Origin of the sequence: Nocardia brasiliensis, assembly GCF_042691675.1 — a bacterium.
Classification (GTDB): Bacteria; Actinomycetota; Actinomycetes; order Mycobacteriales; family Mycobacteriaceae; genus Nocardia; species Nocardia brasiliensis_D.
In genome coordinates this window covers 755386-775102 of sequence record NZ_CP170507.1, presented here as the reverse complement: position 1 = coordinate 775102, position 19717 = coordinate 755386, and the positions used below count along the sequence as shown (strand labels likewise).

Below are 19717 nucleotides of genomic sequence, written 5' to 3'. Positions count from 1 at the left end.
CTGCCACATGGCTCGCTCACTTCGTTCGCTCACTGTTGCTGCTCCTCGAGCATCGCCTGCCAGCTCGACGGTACCGTGCCCGAACCGCCCGGTCCGATATCGCCCTGTCGGTAGGTGCGGCCGTCCGGACCGATGTACTGGCCTGTGGACGGGTCATAGGATCTCGCGGCGGCCGGCGTGCCGGTGCCGTACGCGGCGGGTGCCACCGGTGCCGGATCGGACGCGACCGGCGCGGACGCGGGCGCAACCGGTTGCGGCGGGCCGAACGGGGGGTTGTTGCCTTCCGGGACGTAGCCGGTCCGGCACAGCTCGGGCGTCGGTGCCCGAACGCCGGGGAACTCCGCGCACGGCGTATTACGAATGCCGCGCACCGCGATCGGCGAATCCTGCGGCACCTTGCAGTACAGACCGGGCGGGGTGCCGACCGAGTCCAGCTCGCTCGGCGAGCGCCGCTCGTTCGGCGGCAGGAACCCGGTCGTACACGCGGGCGGGTCGTTGACCACGACCATGAAGTCGACCATGGCGCCGTATTCCGCCGGTCCGCGGATGATCGTCTTCAGCGCCGCGATCAGCGGCGGGAAGACCACCAGGAGTTGTTCCAGCCCAGCGTGATAGGTGACGCCGACCTGTCCGACGCTGACCAGGTTCGTCAGCAGCAGCGGCAACGTCGGACGCAGCGATTCGAATTGCGCGTTCACCCGCTGCATCGCCGAGGGACCGTCGCGCAACACGTTGCGCAGCGACGGATCGTGCGCGCGCAGCTGATCGGTTACCGTGGCCAGATCGCTGGTCCACGACCGGATGGCCGCGTCGGACCGGATCTGGGTGTCCAGCAAGGGCCCGATCTGGTCCAGCAGCTTCTTCGTCGGTTCCGCGCTGTTCTGCGCCTCCTGCACCAGCAATGCGGCCGAATCAATGAACCGCTGCAGATCCGGGCCCGCGCCGTTGAACGCCTTGAACGCTTCATCGATCACCTGCCGCAGCCGCGTGTCGGCCACGCTGGACAGCAGCCGGTCGGACTGGTCGAGCAAGGAGCCGACATCCTGCGGCAACTTGGTGCGCTCCACCGGAATCACCGCGCCGTCGGCCAAATTGCCGCCGGCGGGACGGTCTGGCGGAATCAGGTCGACGTACTGCTCACCGACCGCGGAGACGCTGCGCACCCACGCGGTCACATCCGCCGGGACCTTGTAGTCGCTATCGATGGACAGCTTCGCCTCGACACCGGTCTGGGTGAGCAGAACATCCTGCACCACACCGATATTCGTGCCCCGGAAGGCGACATTGGCCGTCGGATAGAGACCACCCGTCGCCGCCAGCCGCACCGTGACGTCGTACCGGCCGATGCCGAACATGGCGGGCAGCTTCACATACACCCCGCCCATCACCGCCAGGCCGATCACCGTCAAGACGGCGAAGATCGACAGCTGGACGCGGACGAATCGGGTGAGCGTCATCGGCCCGGACCCCCTTGTGGCACAGTGTCTCCCGGCATCGGCACGGTCAGCCCGGGAATGGCGGGCAAGCCGGGAATCGGCGGCAGACCGGGAATGGTCGGCGTCGGCTGCGCATCGGCGGCGGGTGGTGCTTGCAGCGGACCGGTCGCCGGGTTGCCGCTCTGCGCCGCGGTATCGGGCGCGAAACTGCCGATCACGCCCTCGACACCGCCGAACCGGCCGCCGAGCGGCGTGCCGGTCAGCCAGTTGCTGTCCAGCCGCTTGCCGGTCAGATCGACCGTGATGAACAAGTTGAGGTAGTCGCCCTTGATCGCCTTGTCCAGGTTCTTCATCGGGAACGGGAAGGTCGGAATGATCTTCATCGCCTCGATCAGGTTGACCCCGGTATCGGCCAGCGTCCGCAGCACCGGCGCGAGACTGCGCAGGTTCGCCTTCAGGTTGTCGCCGCTGGTGGCGATGAGCCGATCCGTGACGTCGCTGAGGTCACCGAGCGCGTTGATCGCCGCGGTGATGTTCGCGGTGCGGTCGGCGAGCACGGTGAGCGCGGGATGGATCCGCTCGATGGCCGCGGCCACCACGTCGCGCTGTCGCACCAACTGGCCGCCGAGGCGATCCAGCCCGCTCATCGCCGCGATGATGTCGTTGCGCTGCTTGTCCAGGTTCGTGGTCAGCTCATTGAGCTGCGGCAGCAGATCGCGAATATCGTTCTCCCGGCCGACCAGCGCGGAATTCAGTTCGCGGGTAATCGTTTCCAGCTGCGAGATGCCGCCGCCGTTGAGCACCACCGACAGCGAGGACAGCACCTGCTCCGTGGTCGGGTAGGCCCCGGCCCGCTCCAGCGGGATGACATCGCCACCCTTCAGCTGTCCCTGCGGCGCGGTGTCCGTCGGCGCGGCCAGCTCGACGTGATTGCTGCCGAGCAGACTGGTCTGCCCGATCTTGGCGACGGCGTTGGCGGGCAGCCGCACGCTCGGGTTCAGCGTGACCGTGACCAGCGCGTGCCAGCCTTCCACCTCGATATTCGATACCGTCCCGACCGTGACGTCGTCGACCCGTACCGGCGAATTCCTGGTCAGCGTGGTCACATTCGGCATCTGGATGCGCACCCGGTACGCGCCGTCCATGGTGCCTTCGGTGCCCGGCATGGGCAGCGAGTTCAAACCGTCCCACTCGCAGCCCGAAATTCCCAGCGCCACCGCGAGTCCCACTACCAGGGTTGCCATCCGGCGCGGCCGTGTCATCGCCCTCCTCCCGGGATAGCCAGTCCGGCAATGCCATTCGGCACGGTCACCGGCGGCGGCCCCGGCGGTGCCGCCTGCTCGGCGAGACTCGGCGGGCTGAACTTCAGCTGGTCCGGGAACGCGTGCACCCCGGTGGCCGGATTCAGCATGATCGGCGCGTAATTCATGGCCAGCGAACTGATCACCGGCGCGAGATACTGCGCGCACAGATCGGCGGAGCGATCGGAATCGTTGGTTTCCAGCGCCCGCACCGAGCCGCAGAGGAAGCTGAGCGGATCGGCCGTGTTGTTCAGCGCGACCGCACCGCTGAGCGTGCCCTGAGCCGGCTTGTAGATCTGATAGAAGTTCACCAGCGCCGTCGGTCCCGAGTGCAGTACCCGCTCCAGTTCGGGCCGCTTGTCCACCAGCTGCTGCGTCACCTCGGCCAGCCGCTGCACGCCCTCGGTGAGCTCGGCGCCGCTGCCTTCGAGGAAGCGCTTCACATCACCCAGTGCGGTATCCAGATTGTCCAGTCCCGCACCCAGTTCCTCGGACGTACCGGCCAGCACCGAGGACACCGACGCGAGCCTGCCGCCGAACTGCACGATCTGTTCGTTGCTCGCCGACAGCACGTCGACGAACTTCTGCAGATTGCGGATGGTGCCGAACAGATCGGTGCGCCCGTCCGACAGCGTGTTCAGGGTGGCGGACAGTTCCCGCAGCGTGTCGCGCAGCTTCTGCCCATTGCCGTCCATATTGTCCGCGGCGGTGTTGACGAAGCGGCCGAAGGACCCCTGCGTATCGTCGCCGACCGGACCCAAAGTGGTGGCCAGCTTGGACAATTCGGCCTTGATGTCGTCCCACTCCACCGGCACGGCCGTGTGCTCGAGCGGAATCTCCGCGCCGTCGGCCATTTTCGGGCCGCCGGTGTAGGCCGGTGCCACCTGGATGAACCGCGCCGACACCAGCGACGGCGAAATGATCACCGCGCGTGCGCCGACGGGAATGTCGATCCCGCGATCCACGGTCATCTCGACCTTCACCCGGTCCTTGCCCGGATCGATCGAATCGATCCGGCCGACGTTCACACCGAGCACTCGAACCTCGTCACCCTGGTACAGGCCGGAGGTCGACGGAAAATACGCCGTGATCGTGGTTTTCCCGAGCCGGGTGACACCGCTGTACCCGGCGGCCAGCACCAGCGCGGCGACCAGCACGCCCGCGACCGCCAGCACCCAGCGCGGTAGGTTTCGAGCTCGTTCCAGCATGTTCATCGCGGTGGCTCCTGAAGGGCGGGCCCGATCGACGGCGGTGCCGGGTTGGTGAAGATGTTGCGGAGGTCTTCGGGCAGATGCTCCGGCCACACCAGCGCGTCGACCAGCGGCTGCAATTCCGCGCTGCTGGCATTGACGACGTAGGCGTTGAACCACGGGCCGTTGCCGACCTGCTCACCGAGCGCCGCCGCATACGGGCCCAGGTTGTCGAGCGCGTCGGAGATGTTCTGCTTGTTGCGCTGCAGCAGGGCCAGCACCGAATTCAGTTTGTCCAGAGCGGGTTTGAGCAGCGGCTCGTTGTCCGAGACCAGGCCGGACAACTGCTTGGACACCTCGTTCACGTAGACGATCAGCTGGCCGATCGCGGCGCGGCGCCGGTCCAGTTCGCCGAGCAGGTTGTTGCCGTCCAGCAGTAGCGCGTTGATCTGGTTGCTCCGGTCGGCCAGGATCTTGGTGACACTCTGCGCCCGGGTCAGTAGGTCGGACAGGGCTTGGTCGCGCGCATTGATGCTGCGCGACAACGCCGTTACCCCATCCAGCGCCGCCCGCAGCGGGGCGGGGGTGTCGGCGAAGGTCGCCGAGAGCGTGTCGAGCGTCTTGTCGACCTGCGCCAGGTCCAGCCCCTGCACCGTGCGGCCGAGATCGCCGAGGGCGTCGTTGAGCGAATACGGAGAGGTGGTGCGGTCCAACGGAATCGTGTCGTCGCGCCGCAGCGCACCCGATCCGGTCGGCGTCACCTCCAGCGACTTGCGACCGAGCACGGTGTTGGTCTTGATCGCGGCGGAAGTCTTCTCGCCGAGCACGATCGACTCGTCCAGGGTGAAGCGGACCAGCACCTTGGCGCCGTCCAGTTGGACATCGTCCACCCGGCCCGTCCGCACCCCGGCCACCTGGACCGGGTCGCCCGGCACCAACCCGCCCGCGTCCGCGAAGTGCGCGGTGTAGGTCGCGCCGCCACGGATGAACGGCAGCCGGTCGAACTGCAGAGCCGACAAGGCCACACACACCGCGAGCACCAGGCCGACGATGCCGATGGTGACGACACGTGATCGCTGCTCGTTCATTCGGGTGCGCACCTTCCGGTCGTCTGCTTACCCGGCAGGTTCACTTGCAACGGCTGCCCGTTCGGGCCGTCCACCACCAAGTTGGTGCCACAGATGTAGAGCTGCAGGAACGAGCCGTAGGCGCCGATCCGGATCAGCTTCTTGTAGGTCTCCGGCAGCCGGTCGAGCACCCACTGCAACGTGTCCGAGCCGTTGTCCAGGTTGGTGGACAACCGCCCCGTCTGCTCGATGGTGGAGCGCAGATCCGGCCGCGCCTGCGCGAGCAGGTCGGTCAGGTCGCGGGTGGCGCCCGCGATCCGCGGCAGCGCGTCGCCGATCGGATCACGGTCGGCGGCCAAACCGCTGACCAGCCGCTGCAATTCGTCGAGGGTGGTGGCGAACTGGTCACCGCGTTCATCGATGGTCCGCAACACCGTGTTCAGATTGTTGATCACGTTGCCGATCAATTCGTCGCGGTCGGCCAGCGTCTTGGCAAAGGAGCCGCCGCTGTTGAGCAGCGACACCAGCGTGCCGCCCTGACCCTGGAAGATCTGCAGCAGCGCGCTGGTCAGGTCGTTCACCTGCGCGGGATCCAACCCGCGCAGCAGCGGGCGGAACCCGCCGAGCAGCATGTCCAGGTCGAGCGCGGGCGCCGTCTTGTCCTTGCCGATGGTGCCGCCGTCCGGCAACACATCCGCCGAGCCCGGCCCCTCCAGCAGCTCCAGATACCGGTCACCGACCAGGTTTTCGTATCTGATCGTGGCGCGGGTGCTGGTGAGCAGCCGGTACTTGCGGTCGACATCGAACTCGACGTGCGCGAGATGGTCCTTACCCACCTTCACCGAGGAGACCGAGCCGACCGGCACGCCGGCGATGCGCACCTTCGAGCCGGGCAGCATCCCCGACGAACTGGTGAACACGGCGTGGTATCCGTACTCCCTGGCGAAGCGCATCTGGCTGAACACGATCGTCAGCCCGGCGAAGACCAGCGCCATCACCAGCGTGAAGATGGCCAGTTTGACGGTCGTCGCGGTGTTCTTCACAGCCTTCCCACCCCCGGCAGCCCGGCGAACAGCAGCTGGAACACCTTGGGCGCCTCATTGGGCTTCGTGAAACCCGTGTTCGGCACGTACGGCGCTCCCTCGTTCGTGTCGGTGACGACATAGTCGGCGTGACTGCCCGGCACCCGATCCACCACGCCCGCACAGTGCGGGCCGCCGGTCGCGTTCACCTTGGGCAGGTCGTCCGGATAGGTGTACGGCTGCGCGCCGAACATGAAGTTGGTGTTCATCCCGATGCCCGGCAGCACCCCGCCGAACACGTCCTCGGCGAGCGGCATCATCGGGCCGAGGCCGTCGATCAAACAGCCGAGCGCGGGGGCGTATTCGAACAGCAGGCTCGTCGTCGGCCGCAGCAGATCGAGCGCGGTGCTGAAATCGCCCGTGTTGTCCCGCAATACCGAGCCGGTGGTGTCGGCGAGGCCGACCACGTTGGCCAGCACGTTGTCCAGGCTCTGCTGCTCATCGACCAGACTGGCGCTGGTCACGGTGGCGTTGTCGACCGTGCGCAACAGATCGGGGACAGTGTCCGCGTACAGGTTGGTGACCTCGCCGGTCTGCACCAGATCCTGTTGCAGCGTCGGCAGATACGGGTTGATGTCGCGCAGGTAGGCGTCGCTGCGGGCGAGCAGATCGCCCAGTTTCGCACCGCGGCCCTGCAGCGCCGTGCCGAGCGCGGACAGCGTCGCGTTCAGCTTCTCCGGCTCCACCTTGGCCAGCACGTCGGACAAATGCTGGAACAGCGTGTTGAACTCGACGGTCACCCGCTGCGCCGTTACCGTCGCGCCCGGTTGCAGCGAGGCCGACGAAGGTTGTTCCGGCACCGTGAAGTTCACGTACTTCGCGCCGAACACGGTGGTGGACCGGATATCGACGCCCGCGTTGGCCGGAACCAGCTTCAGCTGTTCGGGATTCACCGCCAGCTTCAGGCTCGCGCCGTCGGGTGTCTGATCGATCGCGACGACCCGGCCGATCTCCACCCCCCGCACCTTCACCTTGGCGTCGGGATCGAGCACGAGCCCGCTGCGCGGCGCGTCCACCGTGATGGTGGCCGTCGACGCGAACCCGCCGACGAACATGATCAGTGCGATGGCGACGACGGCGACCAGTGCGAGCACCATCGCGGCACCGGCCAGTTTGAGACCAAGTGCAGCGCGCAATTGCTTCGAATCCGCCATTCGCTTACCCGGAGAGATGGAAGTTGCCGGAGGTGCCGTAGATGGCCAGCGAAATCAGCAGGGTCACCGTGACTACCGCGACCAGCGAGGCCCGCACCGCATTGCCGACCGCGACGCCGACCCCGACCGGTCCGCCCGCGGCATGGAAGCCGTAATAGGTGTGGATCAGCATGACGGCCAGCGCCATGAAGATCGCCTGCGCGAACGACCAGAGGATGTCGCTCGGGATCAGGAAGGTGGAGAAGTAATGGTCGTAGACGCCCGCCGACTGCCCGTAGATGACCACCGTCGCGAACCGGCTGGCCAAGAACGACGCGATCACCGCGAGCGCGTACAGCGGCACAATCGCGATCATCCCCGCCAGCACTCTGGTCCCGACCAGATACGGCACCGGCCGAATCGCCATCGACTCCAGCGCGTCGATCTCCTCGGCCACCCGCATGGCGCCGAGCTGCGCGGTCGAACCGGCCCCGATGGTGGCGGCCAATCCGATGCCGGAAATCACCGGCGCCGCGATGCGCACATTGATGAATGCCGCGAAGAAGCCGGTAAGCGCCTCGACACCGATATTGCCGAGCGAGCTGTAACCCTGCACGGCGATGGTCCCGCCGGCGAACAGGGTGAGGAAGCCGACGATCACCACGGTGCCGCCGATCACCGCCAAAGCACCGCTGCCCATGCTGATTTCGGCGATCAGCCGAATGGTTTCGGTTCGATAGTGCGTCATGGCACGCGGAATGGCCCCGAGAGCCTGGGCATAGAACACAGCATGTTTACCGACAGAATCGAGCGAGTCCGACATCCGACGCACTCGTCGCACGGTACGCGGGAAGCGGGATTCGATCACGAAGGCCATGCGGTCACCGCGCCGTGAACTTGATGCCAACCGCGGTGACCACCACGTTCACCACGAACAAGGCCATAAAGGCGAAGACAACGGTCTGATTCACCGCGTCACCGACACTCTTGGGGCCACCTTTGACATTCAGACCCAGATAACAAGCCACCAGCCCGGCGATCAGTCCGAACAATCCGGCCTTCACCTCGGAGATGACCAATTCGGGCAAATGAGTCAGCAGCGTGATCCCGTTGACGAACGCGCCCGGGTTCACGTCTTGCAGAAACACCGAGAACAGAAATCCGCCGACGATGCCGATGGTGCACACCAGGCTGTTGAGCATCAGCGCGACGAACATCGAGGCGAGCACCCGCGGCACCACCAGTCGCTGCACCGGGTTGATGCCGAGTACTCGCATCGCGTCGATTTCCTCGCGAATGGTGCGGGCGCCCAGGTCAGCGCAGATCGCGGTGGCACCGGCCCCCGCGACGATCAGCACGGTGACGATCGGGCCCACCTGGGTGACCGCGCCGAATGCCGCGCCCGCGCCGCTGAGGTCGGCCGCGCCGATCTCGCGCAACAGGATGTTCAGTGTGAAGCTCACCAAAACGGTGAATGGAATCGCGACCAACAGCGTCGGCACGATCGAGACTCGCGCGATGAACCACGACTGGTCGATGAACTCGCGCCATTGAAATGGCCTGCGCACGCTGGAGCGTGCGACTTCGGCAGTCAGTTCGAAGAACCCACCAACGGCCCGCAATGGCACGGCAAGGACCTCGTTCATCAGCGAACCTCCTTGCTCAAACCTGCGTACAAGCTCACGGCACGATTCTTCACCGAGGCCGCACCGCCTCCACGATTAGAACACGTTCATTGCGTTGCCGGAAGATGTTTGCCACTTTTGAGCTGCACTTTTTCTTTGCATCGGCATATGAATTTGAAACGAGTGTCAGCGAGATTGATCCCACCTTTGTGTGGCGGCACACATCTCGACCACCAATGTCTACCAAGTGCCAGACCCGTGATCAACAGTTGGACAGTCGATCAGTAGCTCTGTGTCACCGGGCCTTGCAGTTGTCGATCCTCGCTGAGCTTGTTTCGCTGGCCTGGCCGAGGGGTTCTGCCGGACTCAGCCCAGATCCAGCAGGGCCGAGGCCGAGAATGTCCGCCCGGCAGGGCGTTCGGCGAAATAGCCGCCGAGGGTCGCGGCGAGATCTCCGGCGGACCACTGGCCACCGGCGGCATCGAAACGCTGCTCGACGACCGGTGCCGCCATGAGCGCCACCATCCCGCCGTAGACCACGAACAGTTGACCGTTCACTAGGTCGGCGGCCGGCGAGGCGAGATAGGCGACCAGCCGGGCCACATGATCGGGCGAGAGCGGGTCGACCCCGCCCTCGGGCGCCGCACTGAACACGGCCTCGGTCATCGCCGTCCGCGCCCGGGGCGCGATCGCGTTGGCGCGCACACCATACCGGGACAGTGCGCGCGCGGCCGACAGGGTCAGCGCGGTGATGCCCGCCTTGGCGGCGCCATAGTTGGCCTGCCCCTCCGGCCCGAGCAGTCCGGCCTCGGACGAGGTGTTGATGAGCCTGCCGTAGATCGGCGCACCCGCCGCTTTGGACTTGCCGCGCCAATACGTTGCCGCGTTGCGGGACAACAGGAAATGTCCGCGCAGGTGGACCGCGATGACCGCGTCGAAGTCCTCGTCGGACATGTTGAACAGCATGCGGTCCCTGGTGATGCCCGCATTGTTCACCACGATGTCGACGCCGCCGAACGCCTCGTCGGCGGTGCGGATCAACGCGTCCGCCGTCGCGCGTTCGGCGATGCTGCCCGCGACGAACTCGGCCTTCGCGCCGAGCGCGCGGATCTCGGACAGGGTGTCGGACACCGCTTCCGATTCCGACAGGTCGTTGACCACCACCGAAGCGCCTGCTCCGGCCAGCGCGAGCGCCTCTGCCCGCCCCAGCCCGGCGCCGGCTCCGGTCACGATCGCTACCCGGCCCGCAAGACTCACACCTTCATCACTCACGAGCCGACCCTAGAACGTGTTCCAATCTATGGCAAGGCCCGGTCTCACTGGAGTCGCAGGGCCGCTTTCGGGCACTGCGCCACCGCGTCCTCGACGTCCGCGAGACGATCGGCCGGCACGTCGGCTTCGAGGATGTGCAACTGGTCCTCATCATCGAGTTCGAACACGTCGGGGGCGATTCCGACACATATTCCGTTCGCTTCACACTGGTCCAGATCGACGCTTACCTTCATCAGAACTCCTTTGCCGCGATCCTGGTCGAAGCCTAACAAGCCGATGCCGCCTCGCGCGGCGCCATCGACCGGATTCAGCAGCAATACTGGAACATGTTTCAGTCGATATGCAATGATCGGTGCAACCCACCCCGACGAAGGCCTGAGGTATTTGCCATGCGCATTGCGTACACGCCGCAGCAGGAGGAGCTACGCGCTGAGCTGCGCGACTACTTCGCGCGACTCATCACCCCCGAGCGCAGGGCCGCGCTCAGCGCGCAGACCGGCGAGTACGGCCAAGGCAACGTCTACCGCGAGGTCGTGCGGGAGATGGGCCGCGACGGCTGGCTCACCCTGGCCTGGCCGAAGGAGTTCGGCGGCCAGGACCGGCCGACGATGGACCAGCTGATCTTCACCGACGAGGCCGCCATCGCGGGCGCCCCGGTACCGTTCCTGACCATCAACTCGGTCGCGCCGACGATCATGCACTACGGCAGCGAGGAGCAGAAGCGCTTCTTCCTGCCCAAGATCGCGGCGGGCGAGCTGCACTTCGCCATCGGCTACTCCGAGCCGGGCGCGGGCACCGACCTGGCCAGTCTGCGCACCAGCGCGGTGCGTGACGGCGACGACTACGTGATCAACGGCCAGAAGATGTGGACCAGTCTGATCGCCTACGCCGACTATGTCTGGCTCGCGGTGCGCACCGATCCGAATGCCAAGAAGCACAAGGGCATCAGCATGCTCATCGTGCCGACCACCGCCGAGGGCTTCTCCTGGACGCCGGTGCACACCATGGCTGGACCCGACACCAGCGCGACCTACTACCAGGACGTGCGGGTGCCCGCGAGCGCACTGGTCGGCCAGGAGAACGGCGGCTGGTCGCTGATCACCAACCAGCTCAACCACGAGCGCGTCGCGCTGACGTCGGCCGGGCCACTGGGGCTCGCCGTGAGCCAGACGGTCGAATGGGCTCGTAATACCAAGACAAGCAACGGTTCCCGGGTGATCGACCAGGAGTGGGTGCAGCTCAACCTCGCTCGCGTGCACGCCAAGGTCGAGTACTTGAAGCTGCTGAACTGGGAGATCGCCAGCCGTGCCGACGCGGGCGGGGACGCGGCGCCACGGCCGTGGGATGCCTCCACCTGCAAGGTATACGGCACCGAGCTGGCCACCGAGGCGTACCGGCTGCTGATGGAGGTGCTCGGTCCACAGGCATACCTGCGGCAGGACTCCCCCGGCGCCGAACTGCGCGGACGGTTGGAGCGGATGCACCGGGCCGCGCTGATCCTCACCTTCGGCGGCGGCACCAACGAGGTGCAGCGCGACATCATCGCCATGACCGCCCTCAAGCAGCCCGCCGCGGCGCGCTGAGCTGTGTTCGATGGGTGGCGCTCCTGGGGCCCTGCGTGGTTACGCAGGCTACCTCCTCCGGGCCCGTCGCTCGCACCACCAGAAAGCAGGTAGCAGACATGGATTTCACCCCTACCGAAGCCCAACTCGACCTGGCCCGGTTGACCGGCGAGGTGTGCGGCAAACTCGTCACGGCCGACCGGCTGCGTGAGCTCGACACCGCGGACGAGCGATTCGACGAAGCGCTCTGGAGTTCGCTCGCCGAGACCGGTGTGCTGGCGGCGGCGCTGCCGGAGTCCGTCGGCGGCAACGACTTCGGCGTGCTCGAGCAGACCGCCGTGTTGCGTGAGCTCGGCAAGTACGTCGCCGCGGTGCCGTACCTGTGGTCGATCGTGGTCGGCGCGGGCGCACTGGCCCGGTTCGGCGATGCGGCGCAACAGGATCGGGCCACGCAGGCGGGTGCGGGGCGGGTGATCCTGACCGCGGCGCTGTCCGAAGAGCACAACTGGGAGCCTGCCCGGCCTACCACCACCGCCGTCGAGGCGGACGGCGGCTGGCGGCTCACCGGCGCCAAGACCACCGCGCCGTTCGCCAATCGGGCCGACCGAATCCTGGTCCCGGCCATGGTGTCCGGTGCTGCCGCGGTATTCCTGGTCGATCCGGCGGCGGCGACGGTGACCGCGCAGCAAGTGGTCGACCGCAGCCCCGAGTTCGCCGTCGAATTCGCCGATGCCCCGGCCGAACTGCTCGGCACCGTCGAGAACGGTGCCGAGATCCTGGACTGGATCCTCACACGCGCCTGGCTCGGCCTCAGCGCCCTGCAACTCGGCACCGTCGAGCGGGCCCTCGACCTGGTCGCCGAATATGCCCGCGAGCGTGAGCAATTCGGCAAGGCCGTCGGCAGCTTCCAGGCCGTGGCCCAGCGCCTCGCCGACGCCTACATCGACGTCCAGGGCCTGCGCCTAGCGGTCACCCAGGCCGCCTGGCAACTCTCCGAAGACCTCCCCAGCGCCGCGGCCGTCCACACCGCCAAGTTCTGGGCCGCCGACGCGGGCCATCGCGTCGCCCACACCGTCGTCCACATCCACGGCGGCGTCGGCATCGACCGCGACCACATCGTCCACAACTACTTCACCGCCGCCAAACACCATGAATTCGCCCTCGGCCCAGGCACCGACCACCTCCGCGCCCTCGGCGCCCTACTCGCCGCCACCCCCTCCTGAACCCAACCCGATCGGCCCGCCGCTTCGATCGGCGGGCCGATTCTTGTCAGCGGGCCCTACTGCTCTTCCGGAAGCGCCGGAGTTCGCGCTTCCGCCTGCCGTCGCGTACCGAGGCGTGTCGCCCAAGTCTACTGAACTAATTCAGAAGTTCCCGTAGTATGGGCGTATGAGCTCGAAGACCTTCCCGTTCAGTGACCTGATTCGCAAGCAGACCTCGGTGTTCCCGGCCCTCGTCGACGCCGACGTGATCCTGGAGCGCCGCGACGCGGAGAACCTGGTGCTGTCGCGGTCCGAGCGATTCGAAGCCAAAGAGACGGCTATCCGCCTGCTGGCTCGGACCATCGCCATCATCGCCAAGACGAATCGGAGCCTGGCAGAGGAAGTCTTCTCGGAGGAACTGCCCTGGTTGAAGTGGCTACCGGAAGCCGGACGGACCGAGGCCGTCACCGAACTGCTCGATCACCTGATCGCCGGAGCCGACACCGGTCTGTTCACTCCCTTCGCCCGCGACCTGATCGCGTGGCAGCACACGGCCGAGATCTACGCTCAGCCAGAACTGGCGCGACGCCTCGCGGGCCCGTTCGAGCCCGACGACTTCACCGAGGTGACCCGCCCTGGCGGCACGGAATGAAACTCCGCAAAGGCGATGAGGTTCCGCGCCCGCGTCCTTGGCGAGTGGTCGTGCACAACCTCGATGCGGCGCGCGGATGGGCCGAATTGCTCGCCCAAGCACCCGGCAATCTCGATCGCGCGTGGGTCGACATCACCAGCGACCCACGTAGCGTTGCGAACCCATCCCGGCAGCATCGCCTGAAGTACGAGTTGAAGTCGATCAAGTTAGGCGGCTTCGAACTAGAGCAATGGCAATACGAGATCACTGGCGGTGGCCGGATCTGGTACGCGATCGATGACGTGGGACGGACGCTGTACTTGACCCTGGCAGGCACGGGGCATCCTCGGCAGACCGACCGTCGACGCTGATATAGCTGGGACGGCGGGCAGAGCTGAAGGGCGTTGGGGTGTTACTTCGAGCTCGCCTCGACGTGCTCGTCGGCTGGGCGGTCCTCGGTTTGGGCCTTGGCCCAGCGGTAGTCGGGTTTGCCTGCGGGGTTGCGTTTGATTTCGTCGACGTACCAGAGGCTGCGGGGGAGTTTGTAGGGGGCGATTTCCTGGGTGAGTATGGGGCGGAGTTCGTCCAGGGTGGGGCGCTTGTCGCCGCGGCATTGGACTACCGCCGCTACGCGCTGGCCCCAGCGCTCGTCGTCGACGCCGACGACCAGGGCATCGAAGACGTCGGGGTGACACTTCAGAGCGCCCTCTACCTCCTCGGGGTAGATCTTCTCGCCACCACTGTTGATGCTGACCGAGCCGCGGCCGAGCATGGTGACCGTGCCGTCCTCCTCGACCCTGGCATAGTCGCCGGGGATCGAGTAGCGAATGCCGTTGAACACCTTGAAGGTTGCGGCCGTCTTGGCCTCGTCCTTGTAGTAGCCGAGCGGGATATGACCCTTGCGGGCGATGAAGCCGACCTGACCGGAGCCGGGCACCACCGGGTTGCCGTCGTCGTCGAGCACCGCCGTAGCGGCGTCGATCTTCACCCGCGGCCCACCGGTGTGGTTCATCCCCTTGGCAACCACGGACAGTCCACCGAAGCCGGTCTCCGAGGAACCGATGGAGTCGGTGATCATCCGGTTCGGCAGCAGTTCGAGGAACTTGTCCTTGAGCGTCGGCGAGAACAGCGCCGCACTGCTGGCGATCACGTACAGGCTCGAAAGATCGTACGGCGCACCGGTTTCCGGATTGCCTTCGAGCAACGCGTCGACCATCGGCCGCGCCATGGCGTCGCCGGTGATGAAGATGAGGTTGATCTTGTGCCGATCGATGTGCTGCCACACGCCGTGCCCGGTGAACTCCGGGATCATCACGGCCTTGCCGCCGTCGAACAGGCTGTGGAAGGTGGCCGTCTGCGAGCCACCATGGATCATCGGCGGAATCGGGAACCGCACCATCTGCGGATTGCTAGCACCCAGCTTGGACTGGTGCCATTCGTCCTGAACGTATTCCCCGTTGAGGAAGTTGATGCCGCCGCCGAGCACCCGCCACCAATCCTCGTGCCGCCACATCACGCCCTTCGGCAGGCCGGTGGTGCCGCCGGTGTAGAGCATGAAGATGTCGTCGGGTGAACGCTCGCCGAAGTCCCGCTCACCGGACGAGGCCGCCAGCGCGGCTTCGTACTCCACCGAATCCGCTGCGGTGGGAACGGTGCCGGTCGTATCGTCGTCGATGACGATCACGGTTTTCAGCAACGGCGTTTTCGGGCGAACCCCGGCCACCCGGTCGCTGTACCGGCGCTCGTGGATCAGCGCCACCATGTCCGAATTGTCGAAGATATATTGCAACTCGTTCTCGACGTATCGGAAGTTCACGTTGATCATCACCGCGCGCGCCTTGAACACCGCGACCATCGCCTCGACGGCCTCGATCGTGTTGCGCGAGTAGATGCCCACTTTGTCACCCGGCTGGACGCCGTGTTCGAGCAGGTAGTGAGCCAACTTGTTGGCGCGCTCCTCCAGCTGTGCGTAAGTCACCTCGCGGCCGTCGTCAGCGAGCGCGACGCGGTCGGGCATCAGGTCGATGGAGTGTTCGACAAGGTCCGCTATGTTGTAGCTCACAGGCTAAAAATAGAACGTGTTACCGTTCCTGGCAAGGTGTAGCGACTGCTTGCAGGTCGCTCGAAATGATCGGCTAGAAGTCAGGAGATTCGCCAATGCCACATTGCCTCGTCGAGAAGCGCGACCATGTCCTGATCGTCACGATGAATCGCCCCGAGGCGCGCAATGCGCTGTCGGCGGAGATGATGGCGATCATGCGCGACGCCTGGGACCAGGTGGACAGCGATCCGGACATCCGGGTGGCGATCCTGACCGGCGCGGGTGGCGCGTTCTGCGCGGGCGCGGATCTGAAGGCGATGACCGCGCAGCACCCCGGCGATTCGTTCGCGGGCGGCGGCTGGGATCTGTCGAAGATCGAGGCGCTGCTCAAGGGCCGCAGGCTCACCAAGCCGCTGATCGCGGCGGTCGAGGGCCCGGCCATCGCGGGCGGCACCGAGATCTTGCAGGGCACCGACATCCGGGTGGCCGGCGAGAGCGCGAAATTCGGTGTCTCCGAAGCACGGTGGGGGTTGTTCCCGCTCGGCGGGTCCGCGGTGCGGCTGGTCCGCCAGATTCCCTATACGGTGGCCGCCGACATCCTGCTGACCGGCAGGCACGTCACCGCAGCGGAGGCCAAGGAGATCGGCCTGATCGGGCACGTGGTGCCCGACGGCAGCGCGCTCGACAAGGCACTGGAACTCGCCGCGCAGATCGCCGCCAACGGCCCGCTGGCGGTTCAGGCCATCCTGCGGACCATTCGGGAAACCGAAGGCATGCACGAGGAAGAGGCGTTCCAGATCGACGCGAAACTCGGCACGGCCGTCTTCCGCTCCGCTGACGCCAAAGAAGGCCCGAAGGCCTTCGCGGAGAAGCGCGAGCCGACCTTCACCGGCAGCTGAACAAGCAACGCCCCCGGCGCCTTCCGGTACCGGGGGCGACCCCTCGTCGGGCTCAGTTGCCCGCGTAGTCCAGCCAGAACGGCTCCCACTGGTGGCCGTCCGGATCGAGGAAGGTGCGGCTGTACATGCCGACCTGTTCCTCCTGCGCCCGCTTGTCCTCGTTGACCTCCTCCGTGGCACCCGCGGTCAGCGCCGCCGTCACGAGAGCGTCCACCTCCGCGACACTGGTCAGCGCCAATCCATAAGTGGCACCGACCTTCTCGGTGGTAACGGCGACCGGTCGCCGACTGAAGGTGGTGAAGAACTGTCTGGTCAGCAGCATGACGCAGATGTTGTCGTCGATCACGATGCAAGCCGCATTGTCGTCGGTGAACTCCTGGTTGACCTTCCAGCCGACCGCCTCGTAGAAGTTCTTCGACCGTTTCAGGTCGGCGACGGGGAGATTGAGGAAAATCATCCGGCTGGTCATCTCGGCACCTTTTCGTAGTCCGCCTGTTCAGTTGCGCACAAATAGAGACGAATCGCGGCCACGAAAGTCATCGCTACAACCGGCGGATGTGGCCGCGGGCACCGCGGCGAACCCGTCGCTGATCTTGCCCCGCAGGTAGCAGGCTTTTGGGTCTGGGATGTGTCGGTGGCCTGTGGCAGGGTGACACCCATGAACGACCCGTCCGGCCAGTCCGCCGGCCTCGCTCCCGATGTACTCGAATCTTTCGAGAAGCACCGCAGGGAATTGTGCGCTTACGCCTACCGCATGCTCGGCTCGTCCTTCGAAGCCGAGGATGCCGTCCAGGAGACCTTCACCCGTGCGTGGAAGTCCTACGACTCGTTCGAGGGCCGCGCGAGTCTGCGCTCCTGGCTGTATCGGATCGCCACGAACGTCTGCCTCGACATGCTCGACGGCCCGCAGCGGCGGGCCAGGCCGATGGACCTGTCCGGGCCGTCGCGCCCGGACTCACCGCTACCCGCGCCGCAGCCGGACTATGTCTGGATCGAGCCGATCCCGAACGCCCTCGCGTTCGGCGCCGACCCGGCCGACCACGCCTCGGCCAAGGACACGCTGCGGCTCGCCTTCGTCGCGGCCTGTCAGCACCTGCCCGCCACCCAGCGCGCCATCCTGATCATGCGTGAGGTGCTGCGGTTCTCCGCCAACGAGACCGCCGAAGCCCTCACCATGTCCCCGGCGTCGGTGAACAGCGCACTGCAACGCGCCAGAGCAACCATGTCGAAGGTGCAGCCGACGACCACCGACAACTACGACGAGTCCAACGAAGACCAGCGCAAGCTCGTCGACAACTTCGTCAAGGCGTTCGAGGCCTACGACATGGACACCCTCACCACGCTGCTCAAAAAGGACGTGGCCCTGTCCATGCCGCCGATCGAGCTGTGGATCTCCGGCCCCGAAAACGTGGCCGCCTTCATGCTCGGCACCGGCAGCGCCTGCCGCAACTCCCGCATGGTCCGCCTGCCCGGCGCCAACGGCCACCCCGCCTTCGGCCACTACAAGCCGAGCGGCGAGCCCGGGGTGTGGATTCCGTGGTCGATCACCGTGCTGGAACTCGACGGCGACGCGGTGTCCGGGCTGAACTTCTTCCTGGATACGGAGAAGCTGTTTCCGTTGTTCGGGCTGGAGCCGGAGTTGCGCGAGGCGGTCTGACCAAGCACCTGACCTCAGGACGCCGGAACGTACCGCTCGCGCAGTTTGCGCTTGTACAGCTTCCCGTTGGGATCCCGGGGCAGCTCGGGCAGATAGTCGACCGACTTCGGCATCTTGTACTTCGCCAACTGCGTTGCGGCAAAGGCCAGCAGCTCGGCGGTGAGCTCATCGGTGCCTTCGACGCCCTCGGCAGGCTGCACGACCGCCTTGACCTCGGCGCCCCAATCCGGGTGCGGGATACCGAAGACCGCGACGTCGGCGACCTTCGGGTGAGTGATCAGCACGTTTTCGATCTCGGCCGGGTAGATGTTCACGCCGCCGGACAGGATCAGGTCGGAACGGCGGTCGTGCAGGTACAGGTAGCCGTCCTCGTCGAGGTGCCCGATGTCGCCGACGGTGAACAGGTCGCCGACACGGGAATCCTCGGTCTTGGCCTTGTCGTGGTGGTACTCGAAACTCGAAGCGCCCATCCGCATGTAGACCAGGCCCGGCTCACCGACGGGCACCTCGGAGCCGTCCTCTTCGCTGAGCACCTTGATCACCGACCACGGCCAGGCCTTGCCGACCGAGCCGGGCTTGCGCAGCCACTCGGTTCCGTTGATCACCGTGCCGCCGCCCTCGGTGGCCGCGTAGTACTCGGTGACCGTCGGTCCCCACCATTCGAGCATCTTCCGCTTGGTCTCCTGCGGACACGGGGCGGCACCGTGCACCATGCTGCGCAGCGAGGACACGTCGTACTTGGCGCGCACCTCTTCCGGCAGCGCGAGCAGTCGATGGAACTGGGTCGGCACCATGTGGCTGTGCGTCACCCGGTACTTGTCGATCAGCCGCAACATCTCCTCGGCGTCCCAGCGATCCATCAGAACGAGCTTGTGCCCCAACTGGATCGAGATGGTCGCGAAGTTCAGCACCGCGGTGTGATAGAGCGGCGAGCCGCAGATGTGCACGTGATCGTCGTACGGCGCCAGCCCGAACAGACCGAAGAACGCGGTGGTATGCGGCGGAACGACATCGGGGTCGGCCCCGGTGAGCGGGCGGCGAACGCCCTTGGGCCGCCCCGTCGTTCCGGAGGTGTAGAGCATCGGCGCCCCGGTGCTGCGGTCCGCCGGGCGCCCGGTATCGGCCGCGCCGAGCCAGGACACCGATTTGAAGCCTTCGATTTCACCGACCGAAAAGCGCGCCGTCGCAGGCAGTTTCGCCTCGTCGGCGGCGGCCTTCGCGGTGGCGGCGAAGCGATCGCTGGCCAGAAACGCCTTCGCCTCGCTGTCCTGCAGGATGTAGGCGACCTCGGGGCCGGTGAGGTGCCAGTTCACCGCGACGATGTACAGCCCGGCCTGATACGCCGCGAAGTAGGCGGCGATCGCCTCGACGCAGTTGTGCACCATGCTCACCAGCACGTCGCCGGTTTCCAGGCCGAGCCCGCGCAGGCCGGTGGCGTATCGGTTGGCCAGCGTGGCCAATTCGCGATACGTCACCTCCCGGCCCGCCGGATCGACCATGGCGATCCGATCGGGCTCGGCTTCGGCGATGTTCCACAGACCGAGAATTTTTGCTGACTCCTGCACTGAGGGATGGCGCGGAGCCGACGGGGTGGGTGAGGCATTCACAGTATTGAATCT

The 19717-nt window shown here is 66.2% G+C and carries 19 protein-coding genes; 6 read left to right on the top strand and 13 right to left on the bottom strand.

Annotated features, from left to right (window positions below):
- Positions 1–29 precede the first annotated feature (29 nt).
- The 10 genes from ACFK0J_RS03960 to ACFK0J_RS03915 all read right to left on the bottom strand — a co-directional run bounded on the left by ACFK0J_RS03960 (position 30) and on the right by ACFK0J_RS03915 (position 10339).
- Entirely contained in the window at positions 30–1457 is a 1428-nt protein-coding gene (locus tag ACFK0J_RS03960) for an MCE family protein (RefSeq protein ID WP_378736660.1), read from the bottom strand.
- The gene (locus ACFK0J_RS03955) at positions 1454–2698 is read right to left on the bottom strand and encodes an MCE family protein (protein WP_378736657.1); all 1245 of its coding nucleotides are present in this window, start codon (positions 2696–2698) and stop codon (positions 1454–1456) included. The genes ACFK0J_RS03960 and ACFK0J_RS03955 overlap by 4 nt, the downstream gene beginning before the upstream one ends.
- Positions 2695–3951 (bottom strand): MCE family protein, encoded by a 1257-nt coding sequence (locus ACFK0J_RS03950; RefSeq protein WP_378736655.1) that lies wholly within the window; start codon positions 3949–3951, stop codon positions 2695–2697. Before ACFK0J_RS03950 ends, ACFK0J_RS03955 begins: the two co-directional genes overlap by 4 nt.
- On the bottom strand, positions 3948–5015 hold the full coding sequence (locus tag ACFK0J_RS03945) for an MCE family protein (RefSeq protein ID WP_378736653.1): 1068 nt from the start codon (positions 5013–5015) through the stop codon (positions 3948–3950). Before ACFK0J_RS03945 ends, ACFK0J_RS03950 begins: the two co-directional genes overlap by 4 nt.
- A complete protein-coding gene (locus tag ACFK0J_RS03940; RefSeq protein WP_378736650.1) occupies positions 5012–6037 on the bottom strand; it encodes an MCE family protein in 1026 nt (341 codons plus the stop codon). Before ACFK0J_RS03940 ends, ACFK0J_RS03945 begins: the two co-directional genes overlap by 4 nt.
- Positions 6034–7230, bottom strand: a complete 1197-nt coding sequence (locus tag ACFK0J_RS03935; protein ID WP_378736648.1) for an MCE family protein — start codon at positions 7228–7230, stop codon at positions 6034–6036. Before ACFK0J_RS03935 ends, ACFK0J_RS03940 begins: the two co-directional genes overlap by 4 nt.
- A 4-nt stretch (positions 7231–7234) precedes the next feature.
- Positions 7235–8086 (bottom strand): ABC transporter permease, encoded by an 852-nt coding sequence (locus ACFK0J_RS03930; RefSeq protein WP_218473299.1) that lies wholly within the window; start codon positions 8084–8086, stop codon positions 7235–7237.
- Between the two features lie 4 nt (positions 8087–8090).
- On the bottom strand, positions 8091–8855 hold the full coding sequence (locus ACFK0J_RS03925) for an ABC transporter permease (RefSeq protein ID WP_218473297.1): 765 nt from the start codon (positions 8853–8855) through the stop codon (positions 8091–8093).
- Between the two features lie 345 nt (positions 8856–9200).
- On the bottom strand, positions 9201–10106 hold the full coding sequence (locus tag ACFK0J_RS03920) for a 3-oxoacyl-ACP reductase (protein ID WP_378736645.1): 906 nt from the start codon (positions 10104–10106) through the stop codon (positions 9201–9203).
- A gap of 44 nt (positions 10107–10150) precedes the next feature.
- Complete coding sequence (locus tag ACFK0J_RS03915; protein ID WP_378742615.1) at positions 10151–10339, bottom strand: ferredoxin; 189 nt, start codon at positions 10337–10339, stop codon at positions 10151–10153.
- Between the two features lie 156 nt (positions 10340–10495).
- Between ACFK0J_RS03915 and ACFK0J_RS03910 the strand changes: the two genes are divergently transcribed.
- From ACFK0J_RS03910 to ACFK0J_RS03895, 4 genes are all read left to right on the top strand, one after another.
- Positions 10496–11689 (top strand): acyl-CoA dehydrogenase family protein, encoded by a 1194-nt coding sequence (locus ACFK0J_RS03910; RefSeq protein ID WP_378736643.1) that lies wholly within the window; start codon positions 10496–10498, stop codon positions 11687–11689.
- Between the two features lie 98 nt (positions 11690–11787).
- Complete coding sequence (locus ACFK0J_RS03905; protein WP_378736641.1) at positions 11788–12891, top strand: acyl-CoA dehydrogenase family protein; 1104 nt, start codon at positions 11788–11790, stop codon at positions 12889–12891.
- A 166-nt stretch (positions 12892–13057) separates the two neighbouring features.
- The gene (locus tag ACFK0J_RS03900) at positions 13058–13522 is read left to right on the top strand and encodes a hypothetical protein (protein WP_378736639.1); all 465 of its coding nucleotides are present in this window, start codon (positions 13058–13060) and stop codon (positions 13520–13522) included.
- Positions 13519–13872, top strand: a complete 354-nt coding sequence (locus ACFK0J_RS03895; RefSeq protein ID WP_378736637.1) for a hypothetical protein — start codon at positions 13519–13521, stop codon at positions 13870–13872. Before ACFK0J_RS03900 ends, ACFK0J_RS03895 begins: the two co-directional genes overlap by 4 nt.
- Before the next feature lie 41 nt (positions 13873–13913).
- On the opposite strand, the gene ACFK0J_RS03890 is transcribed toward ACFK0J_RS03895, so the two are convergent.
- A complete protein-coding gene (locus tag ACFK0J_RS03890; protein WP_378736635.1) occupies positions 13914–15563 on the bottom strand; it encodes an acyl-CoA synthetase in 1650 nt (549 codons plus the stop codon).
- 95 nt (positions 15564–15658) lie between these two features.
- Between ACFK0J_RS03890 and ACFK0J_RS03885 the strand changes: the two genes are divergently transcribed.
- Complete coding sequence (locus tag ACFK0J_RS03885) at positions 15659–16441, top strand: crotonase/enoyl-CoA hydratase family protein (RefSeq protein ID WP_378736633.1); 783 nt, start codon at positions 15659–15661, stop codon at positions 16439–16441.
- A gap of 52 nt (positions 16442–16493) precedes the next feature.
- On the opposite strand, the gene ACFK0J_RS03880 is transcribed toward ACFK0J_RS03885, so the two are convergent.
- Entirely contained in the window at positions 16494–16910 is a 417-nt protein-coding gene (locus ACFK0J_RS03880) for a VOC family protein (RefSeq protein WP_378736631.1), read from the bottom strand.
- Between the two features lie 189 nt (positions 16911–17099).
- On the opposite strand from ACFK0J_RS03880, the gene ACFK0J_RS03875 reads away from it, so the two are divergent.
- Positions 17100–18098: a sigma-70 family RNA polymerase sigma factor gene (locus ACFK0J_RS03875; protein WP_218473280.1), complete on the top strand. Its 999-nt coding sequence runs from the start codon at positions 17100–17102 to the stop codon at positions 18096–18098.
- A gap of 14 nt (positions 18099–18112) precedes the next feature.
- Here ACFK0J_RS03875 and ACFK0J_RS03870 read toward each other — a convergent pair whose 3' ends face one another.
- Positions 18113–19663, bottom strand: coding sequence for an acyl-CoA synthetase (locus ACFK0J_RS03870; protein WP_378736629.1), 1551 nt, complete (start codon positions 19661–19663; stop codon positions 18113–18115).
- Positions 19664–19717 lie beyond the last annotated feature (54 nt).

Excerpts from the sequence above, each read along its gene's own strand:
- ACFK0J_RS03960 (WP_378736660.1), bottom strand. The coding sequence starts at position 1,457 with ATGACGCTCACCCGATTCGTCCGCGTCCAGCTGTCGATCTTCGCCGTC.
- ACFK0J_RS03955 (WP_378736657.1), bottom strand. The coding sequence starts at position 2,698 with ATGACACGGCCGCGCCGGATGGCAACCCTGGTAGTGGGACTCGCGGTG.
- ACFK0J_RS03950 (WP_378736655.1), bottom strand. The coding sequence starts at position 3,951 with ATGAACATGCTGGAACGAGCTCGAAACCTACCGCGCTGGGTGCTGGCG.
- ACFK0J_RS03945 (WP_378736653.1), bottom strand. The coding sequence starts at position 5,015 with ATGAACGAGCAGCGATCACGTGTCGTCACCATCGGCATCGTCGGCCTG.
- ACFK0J_RS03935 (WP_378736648.1), bottom strand. The coding sequence starts at position 7,230 with ATGGCGGATTCGAAGCAATTGCGCGCTGCACTTGGTCTCAAACTGGCC.
- ACFK0J_RS03930 (WP_218473299.1), bottom strand. The coding sequence starts at position 8,086 with ATGGCCTTCGTGATCGAATCCCGCTTCCCGCGTACCGTGCGACGAGTG.
- ACFK0J_RS03925 (WP_218473297.1), bottom strand. The coding sequence starts at position 8,855 with ATGAACGAGGTCCTTGCCGTGCCATTGCGGGCCGTTGGTGGGTTCTTC.
- ACFK0J_RS03915 (WP_378742615.1), bottom strand. The coding sequence starts at position 10,339 with ATGAAGGTAAGCGTCGATCTGGACCAGTGTGAAGCGAACGGAATATGT.
- ACFK0J_RS03910 (WP_378736643.1), top strand. The coding sequence starts at position 10,496 with ATGCGCATTGCGTACACGCCGCAGCAGGAGGAGCTACGCGCTGAGCTG.
- ACFK0J_RS03905 (WP_378736641.1), top strand. The coding sequence starts at position 11,788 with ATGGATTTCACCCCTACCGAAGCCCAACTCGACCTGGCCCGGTTGACC.
- ACFK0J_RS03900 (WP_378736639.1), top strand. The coding sequence starts at position 13,058 with ATGAGCTCGAAGACCTTCCCGTTCAGTGACCTGATTCGCAAGCAGACC.
- ACFK0J_RS03895 (WP_378736637.1), top strand. The coding sequence starts at position 13,519 with ATGAAACTCCGCAAAGGCGATGAGGTTCCGCGCCCGCGTCCTTGGCGA.
- ACFK0J_RS03885 (WP_378736633.1), top strand. The coding sequence starts at position 15,659 with ATGCCACATTGCCTCGTCGAGAAGCGCGACCATGTCCTGATCGTCACG.
- ACFK0J_RS03880 (WP_378736631.1), bottom strand. The coding sequence starts at position 16,910 with ATGACCAGCCGGATGATTTTCCTCAATCTCCCCGTCGCCGACCTGAAA.
- ACFK0J_RS03875 (WP_218473280.1), top strand. The coding sequence starts at position 17,100 with ATGAACGACCCGTCCGGCCAGTCCGCCGGCCTCGCTCCCGATGTACTC.